Origin of the sequence: Autumnicola edwardsiae, assembly GCF_031846505.1 — a bacterium.
GTDB lineage: Bacteria > Bacteroidota > Bacteroidia > Flavobacteriales > Flavobacteriaceae > Autumnicola > Autumnicola edwardsiae.
Genome location: NZ_JAVRHP010000141.1, coordinates 1 through 5,216, shown reverse-complemented (window position 1 = coordinate 5,216; position 5,216 = coordinate 1). Strand labels below are relative to the sequence as shown.

At 37.6% G+C, this 5,216-nt stretch carries 4 protein-coding genes; all 4 read left to right on the top strand.

Annotation, left to right across the window (positions count from 1 at the left end; all coding sequences use genetic code 11):
* Positions 1–601 (top strand): outer membrane beta-barrel protein (locus RM529_RS15800; RefSeq protein ID WP_311485715.1); only part of this gene is annotated, 601 nt, incomplete at its 5' end.
* Between the two features lie 1,327 nt (positions 602–1,928).
* A complete protein-coding gene (locus RM529_RS15795) occupies positions 1,929–3,368 on the top strand; it encodes a nucleotide sugar dehydrogenase (RefSeq protein WP_311485714.1) in 1,440 nt (479 codons plus the stop codon).
* 69 nt (positions 3,369–3,437) lie between these two features.
* The gene (locus RM529_RS15790; protein WP_311485713.1) at positions 3,438–4,439 is read left to right on the top strand and encodes a mannose-1-phosphate guanylyltransferase; all 1,002 of its coding nucleotides are present in this window, start codon (positions 3,438–3,440) and stop codon (positions 4,437–4,439) included.
* A 73-nt stretch (positions 4,440–4,512) separates the two neighbouring features.
* The coding region (locus RM529_RS15785; protein ID WP_311485712.1) for a UDP-glucuronic acid decarboxylase family protein at positions 4,513–5,216 on the top strand (704 nt) is incomplete at its 3' end.

Below are 5,216 nucleotides of genomic sequence, written 5' to 3'. Positions count from 1 at the left end.
CGAAATCCAGGGTAATTCTTCTACCGTTGACGGTGTTCCGGAATATAGTACCGGCACTTTTACTCCTGAATCGCAAATTGGTTTCCATGGAGGGGCTTTTATTGAAATGAGGTTTGGTAAATTTCTTATTAGACCTGAAGCTCTATATATTTCTTCTGAAACAGAATTTACTTTGGTAAACAGTACATCTTCTTATACTGTTGATCAACTCACCATACCTCTACTAGTGGGCTATAATGTTTATGGTCCTATAGATGTATATGCAGGACCTGCGTATAACAATATTATAGAAGCCTCTCTGGAAAATACTGCGGATGCTATAGTTGTACAAAACTCTCCTTTGGCAATTCAGGCGGGAGTTAAGGCAGGAGTAGGACGTTTTGAGTTGGATCTGCGTTATTCCCATAGTCTGGCTTCTGAGGACATGCAGCCCATAGATGTTCAAAATGACAATACAGTTACAGGAGGGGTGAACCGAATGGACGGCGTAAACCTGGCCGATTTTGACGGCAGGTTACATCATGTTCTCCTAAGCCTTAGCTTTAAACTTTTTGACAGCTCTGCCAATCCCCGCAGACGAAGTGGAGGATGTTATTTCTAAGTATGAAACCGCTTTTTATATATCTAAAGAGGAAAGAAAGGAATACGATTTTCAGTAAACTCTGGAGATAACAGTTTCTTCCTTCCTGATTGGTCTTATCATTTGTTATTATTACGCCAGGAATTTTTTATCAGGGCCTCTTTAATAGCTGTTTTTCCGTATTAACTTTGCTATGGAAAAGCTTGGGAAATGATCAAAGGACTAAAGCTTCCGGTTCTCCCTATTGAAAACATCAAACTCTCTTGACACGCAGGTTATTTTGTTCTACCTTTTATAATCTACTGAAAAAATGCTGTAGTTGCTATTAGTGGTTTTTGCGCTAAGGTTACCCCTATTCAAAGGTATTTTCCTTCACCAAATTGCCTGAGAAAGAGTTCTCATTCTATTACGGATTATGTTTCTGGTAATTTTTAAAAAAATTGAATTACAGAATCTGATGAAATTTCAAATCATGAGAACTGTTCCAAGGATGTTAAGAATTTCATTCTTATAGAGTTTTACAGCTCACTAATCACAAATACCATTATTCTAAAGACAGGATCAAAAAACAAAGTTTTTGGCCTTTAGTCCGGAAAAAAATAGCCACTCTTTCATAGTTCCCGATTTTCTGTTTTTTAAGTGAACTCTTTTTACAAGATTATAAGATCAGAGATAAGGTAAAAATCTTTCATTTTTTTCCTACTTCGGAAGGAATTCGCGTTTTTAAGAAAATATGTTAAAATTCTACGAGTTCGTCATAGATTAAAATTTACCGTTTATCGGATGGCAGATTTGCCGGAGAAGTTTGAAGAGCTAAAATTGCTGTTGTGGACGCAAATATTTGGATTTTAACGCTTTGTCATTCTATTTTTATTAACAGTCATAAAGCTCCTAAAATTGCTTAATTATTAAAAAATTGCTCATTATTGATGAAATATTTCAATTTTTCATCCTTTAGCCCACTTTTTCTATTCTTCTGAATCTTGTGCTACGAAAAATTTAACACAATCAAAATGTGGACCTCATGAAAAAATTATAATCTTAGTAAGGAAGAAAAAGATCAATTTTTTATGTCCCCAAAGATCTTTTTTTCGACCCTATTTTTAGGATATTCCCCACAAAGCAATAATAAAATGTAAGGCCAAAAATGGGACTTACAGCGGCGAAGCCATAGAAATTTCTAATTGTACTCCCCAAAGATCAATAATTAAAAAGAAATTAAAATAAAGTACTCAATTTTTTTCATTACCTGATCTGAAAAACCAGATATCTTAAGCATCTGATCTGAAGCAAACATTGATGAAAATATCATCTAGAAAACTGTACAAACTAATACTGAAATAGGAACATGAAAGTCAAAAATATATGCTGTATAGGAGCAGGCTATGTTGGTGGACCTACAATGGCCGTAATTGCTCAAAAGTGTCCGGAAATTAACGTCACTGTCGTAGATATTAATGAAGATCGAATTGCGGCCTGGAACAATGAGGATGTAGAGAAAATCCCTGTTTATGAACCCGGCCTACCTGCTGTAGTTAAGGAAGCAAGAGGTAAGAATTTATTCTTTTCGACCAACGTTGATGCCGCTATAGATGCTGCTGAATTAATATTTATATCTGTTAATACTCCCACAAAAACCTACGGAATAGGCAAAGGAATGGCTGCAGATCTTAAATGGATAGAATTATGTGCCCGGCAAATAGCACGTGTATCCAGGACGGACAAAATAATTGTAGAGAAATCTACCTTGCCTGTTCGCACTGCAGCTGCTTTACGGGAGATATTGGACAACACCGGAAATGGTGTAAAGTATCAAATTTTATCGAATCCCGAATTTCTTGCAGAAGGAACTGCAATACAGGACTTATTAAATCCAGATAGAGTTTTAATAGGAGGGGATGTCCAGTCTACAGAAGGGCAGGAAGCAATTTCTGCCCTATCGGGTATATATGAAAAATGGGTGCCGAAATCAAAAATATTAACTACAAATGTCTGGTCTTCCGAACTTTCAAAACTAACTGCTAACGCTTTCCTTGCTCAGCGGGTTTCCAGCATAAACGCAATGTCAGAACTTTGTGAAGTAACAGGGGCAGATGTGACTGAAGTAGCAAAAGCAATTGGAATGGACTCCAGAATTGGTTCTAAATTCTTGAATTCATCCGTAGGTTTTGGAGGCTCCTGTTTTCAGAAAGATATCCTTAACCTGGTTTATATTGCTCAATCCTTTGGTTTAAAGGAAGTAGCCGAATATTGGGAGCAGGTGATTATTATGAACGACTATCAGAAAAAAAGATTTGCAGCAAATATCATACAAACTCTGTATAATACCGTTTCAGGAAAAAAAATAACCATCCTTGGGTGGGCTTTTAAAAAGGATACTAATGATACGAGAGAATCAGCTGCCATCTATGTGGTAGATCATTTGTTAAACGAGGAGGCAAATATTACCGTGTATGATCCTAAAGTACAGTCAGAACAAATATTTAGTGATCTGGATTACCTTAAAAGCAGAAGTAAAGAAGCAAATAGGTCAAACCTTAAAGTAGTTCATGACCCGTACGAAGCATGCAAAAATTCCCATGCCATAGCGGTACTTACGGAATGGGAAGAATTCAAGGGTTATGATTGGGAAAGGATATATCAAAATATGCTGAAACCGGCTTTTGTTTTTGACGGTCGAAACTTGCTTGATATTCAGGAGCTGATAAAGATCGGTTTTGTGCCAAAGGGTGTTGGAAAACCAGAATTTATGGAATCTTTTGCTGCCAAACCGGCAATGGTTGGTTAATGCTGCTTTTTCATTATTTTCTATAACTTAAACAAGTTATTGAGTAGGTACTAATTCTTAAAAGATTTTATGATGCAAGTTTCACATGTAATTTTAACAGGAGGAGTTGGAAGTAGGTTATGGCCTCTGTCCAGGCAGTCCAATCCTAAACAATATCTGGAGATATTTTCAGAAAAATCTTTATTTGAACTGGCAATTGAAAGAAACAGGCCCTTCTCAAGAAAATTAATTATAGTAGGTAACCGGGGTAACAGGGAGCTTTCAGAAAGAATATTAAGAAAAACCAACCAGGCTACTTATACAAATATAGTAGAGGCAACACCACGTAACACGGCACCGGCAATTGCTTTTGCTGCTTTTTCTGCAGATCCTGACGACCTCCTTTTGGTGACCCCGGCAGATCATATTATACAGGAAGGGGAAAGTTATACCGCAGCGGTTAAGAAAGCTACAGAACTTGCCAAAGAGGATTACCTGGTCACTTTTGGGGTACAACCAACAACGCCTGAAACAGGATATGGTTATATAGAATTTGATGGAGATAAGGTCGTTTCTTTTCGGGAAAAGCCGGATAAAGACAACGCCAGGGCTTTTTTGAAGGCTGGGAATTTTTTGTGGAATAGTGGAATGTTCTGCTTTAAAGCAAAAATTTTTCTTAGCGAACTAGAGAAGTTTGCTCCGGAAGTATACCAAAAATCCCTGGAGGCCTGGCAAAATGCTGAAAATGACGTTCTTGATTTAGATATGTCAATGCATATACCTTCTATAAGTGTAGATTACGCAGTGATGGAAAAAAGCGACAGGATCAAAGTGGTTCCGGCCGGTTTCGAATGGAGCGACATGGGTTCTTTTGAAGCAGTATATGAATATTTTAAGTCTAATGGCTATACTATGGATTCCAATGCCAATATGCAGCTCGGCGAAATAAAACCCACCTTCTTTGTGGGTGTGAACAATTGCATTTTTATTTCTACAAAAGATGCAAACCTGGTAGTTTCCAAAGAAGCTTCGCAGGAGGTAAAAGCAGTTTATTCATATCTGGAAGAATTTCATCCAGACTTAATTCGATAACCTAACACGAAGTCCTTTGTAGATTCCGATAGATGCTGAAAGGGATGGGTGTTTTTCTTTATAATTAAACAATATGAAAAGAATTTTAGTTACCGGAGGAGCGGGCTTTATAGGTTCTCACCTCTGTAAGAGACTTCTGGATGAGGGAAATGAAGTAATTTGCCTGGACAATTATTTTACCGGAAGCAAAAAAAATATAATTCCCCTTATGGAGGAGCCTTACTTCGAGATGATACGTCACGATGTTACTATTCCGTATATGATTGAAGTGGATGAAATTTACAATTTGGCCTGTCCGGCTTCACCTGTACACTATCAATATAATTCTATTAAAACTATAAAAACTTCTGTAATGGGGGCTATTAATATGCTGGGACTTGCAAAAAGGGTAAAAGCCAGGATTTTACAGGCAAGTACCAGCGAAATTTATGGCGATCCGGAAATGCATCCTCAGCCTGAAAATTACTGGGGGAACGTGAACCCCATAGGACCGCGTTCCTGTTACGATGAGGGTAAGAGATGTGCGGAAACTCTTTTTATGGACTACCATCATCAGAATGGTGTGGATGTAAAAATTGTGCGCATTTTTAATACGTACGGGCCTAACATGAATCCTGATGACGGTCGTGTGGTTTCAAATTTCATAGTTCAGGCTTTAAAAGGAGAAGATATTACCATCTTCGGTGATGGTCAGCAAACCAGATCTTTTCAATATGTAGATGATCTTGTGGAAGGCATGGTGAGAATGATGGCTACAAACAATTTTACCGGACCTGT

Excerpts from the sequence above, each read along its gene's own strand:
- RM529_RS15790 (WP_311485713.1), top strand. The coding sequence starts at position 3,438 with ATGATGCAAGTTTCACATGTAATTTTAACAGGAGGAGTTGGAAGTAGG.
- RM529_RS15795 (WP_311485714.1), top strand. The coding sequence starts at position 1,929 with ATGAAAGTCAAAAATATATGCTGTATAGGAGCAGGCTATGTTGGTGGA.